Genomic DNA, 1,937 nt, shown 5'->3' with positions numbered 1-1,937 from the left:
ACATTTTTTGCCAAATCAATCGCAATAGTGGTAACTTTCATGGTGGACGCTCCTTAAGTAACTGTATGGTTCAACATCAGTTTGGCGCATTGACGCCGTATTAGGGAGCGTCCATCTCATCACCCATCCTAAGTGGATAAATATTGAACAACCAACTAGGCTTAGTAACCTTTAACTCTGACTGGTAATTTAAGATGGCTAGACCAAGACAGACAATCGTTAGTTTAGAAGATACGCCTTACTATCACTGCTGTTCTCGTGTGGTACGTAAGGCATTTTGTAGTGGTACGGTTAATTTGGCCATCTATATAGAATTGACCTCAGCTATGTCTACGGTGTTTTTGACCTTCGCCATACTTATCGTAATGTTAACTAGACGATTTTGAGCAATAAATCTAACACGTTTCTCTCCAATAACAAGCTAGCCTTAGCCTCAAAATGCCAACATTCAACTCCAACTTGAGGTTGTTGAAGACGTTTACAAAAGAATACGTGAGCCTGTAAATAATAAGGCAACCTAGTGGTTGCCTTAATTTATGTTTGTTGATGGTGTTGTTATGCTTGGTTATAACGGTTTAATCATCATAATGATCATTATCTATCGCCTGTTGACGCTCGCGTTTAAACTGTGCGTCTTCATATGCAGCGTTGATTTCTTCAAGTACCGAGTCAATATCGGCAGCATCAGTGTCGTCTTCAAATAAACCAGTGAGCGCGGTATCGGGTTCAAGTTCACCTTGTTCGTAAAGGGCCCACATTTCTTTAGCGTATTTTGTTTGCAGCAGCTCTGGAGCAAATTGGCCGTAATATTCGGTCATGTTATTCACATCACGATACAACATGGCTCTGGCATTGTTGTTAGCCGATGCATCGACAGCTTGTGGAAGGTCGATTATCACTGGGCCATGACTATCAACTAAGACATTAAATTCAGATAAGTCACCATGCACAATACCGGCACATAACATACGTACGATGTAGCCCATCATAGTGTGATGTTGCGACATGGCTTGCGCATGAGTTAAGTTAACGTCGTTTAAACGTGGAGCCACATCGCCATTGGCGTCTGTGATCAACTCCATCAATAATACGCCGTCAAAGCAACCGTAAGGCACTGGAACACGAATTTTTGCTGCAGCGCATTGATACAATGCATCAACCTCGGCATTTTGCCAGGCTTTCTCTTGTTCTTCGCGGCCGTATTTTGAGCCTTTTTCCATCGCGCGACCACGACGGCTATTTTTGGTTTTTCGTCCTTCTTGGTATTGTGCTGCTTTTTTAAAGCTACGTTTAGCGGCTTCTTTATAGACTTTAGCGCAGCGAATGTCTGCGCCACACCGGATCATATAGACGGTAGCCTCTTTGCCACTCATCAGTTGGCTTATCACTTCATCGACGAGACCATCGTCAACCAGTGGTTGTAATCGTATTGGGGTTTTCATAGCGCTCGTTATACCTTAGTTACGACTATGATGATATATCTGCCGTAACTATTTTTATCTCATACTCAATGATGTTGAATACATATGATAAATATTTATACCAATCCGCACGGATAGGATGAGATTCAATGGTTTAGGGTTAATGTCATCACTTACTTGTGTATAGTCAGTGATAATAAATGATAATAGGACATAATATGAAGTCGTCGATAATTGTACTGTGTGGATTACTGTTGAGCTTTGGCAATGCTAGCCAATATGCGTGGGCTAATGAGTCTACAAACCCCTTATACGACCAGGCTAGGGCGATGAAAACCGGTGCAGATGAATATGGCATGAAGCGCTATGTGATGGCATTTCTCAAGCGTGCAGGGCAACCGCATGAGTGTTTATTAATTAGCCACATCACTGAATCCGGCATTTAATACTGCTTCTAAGTATGTTGTTTTCATCCAGGCTCGTTTTTGTTTAGCTGGTATGCTTCCCTTTGAAGGT

The 1,937-nt window shown here is 42.1% G+C and carries 2 protein-coding genes and 1 pseudogene; 2 read left to right on the top strand and 1 reads right to left on the bottom strand.

Going from position 1 to position 1,937, the window contains the following annotated elements; genetic code table 11:
* Positions 1 to 194: 194 nt before the first annotated feature.
* Positions 195 to 287 (top strand): annotated as a pseudogene (locus IEY48_RS20515) (Mobile element protein); the annotation flags it as partial.
* 288 nt (positions 288 to 575) lie between these two features.
* On the opposite strand, the gene IEY48_RS20175 reads toward IEY48_RS20515, so the two are convergent.
* Positions 576 to 1,442, bottom strand: a complete 867-nt coding sequence (locus tag IEY48_RS20175) for a PA4780 family RIO1-like protein kinase (protein WP_188923331.1) — start codon at positions 1,440 to 1,442, stop codon at positions 576 to 578.
* A gap of 197 nt (positions 1,443 to 1,639) precedes the next feature.
* Here IEY48_RS20175 and IEY48_RS20170 point away from each other — a divergent pair, with 197 nt between their 5' ends.
* Complete coding sequence (locus tag IEY48_RS20170; RefSeq protein WP_188923330.1) at positions 1,640 to 1,867, top strand: hypothetical protein; 228 nt, start codon at positions 1,640 to 1,642, stop codon at positions 1,865 to 1,867.
* Positions 1,868 to 1,937: the final 70 nt, after the last annotated feature.

This window comes from Shewanella saliphila (assembly GCF_014648295.1).
In the GTDB taxonomy this organism is placed as follows: domain Bacteria; phylum Pseudomonadota; class Gammaproteobacteria; order Enterobacterales; family Shewanellaceae; genus Shewanella; species Shewanella saliphila.
This window is presented reverse-complemented; position numbering and strand designations above follow the sequence as displayed.

Excerpts from the sequence above, each read along its gene's own strand:
- IEY48_RS20175 (WP_188923331.1), bottom strand. The coding sequence starts at position 1,442 with ATGAAAACCCCAATACGATTACAACCACTGGTTGACGATGGTCTCGTC.
- IEY48_RS20170 (WP_188923330.1), top strand. The coding sequence starts at position 1,640 with ATGAAGTCGTCGATAATTGTACTGTGTGGATTACTGTTGAGCTTTGGC.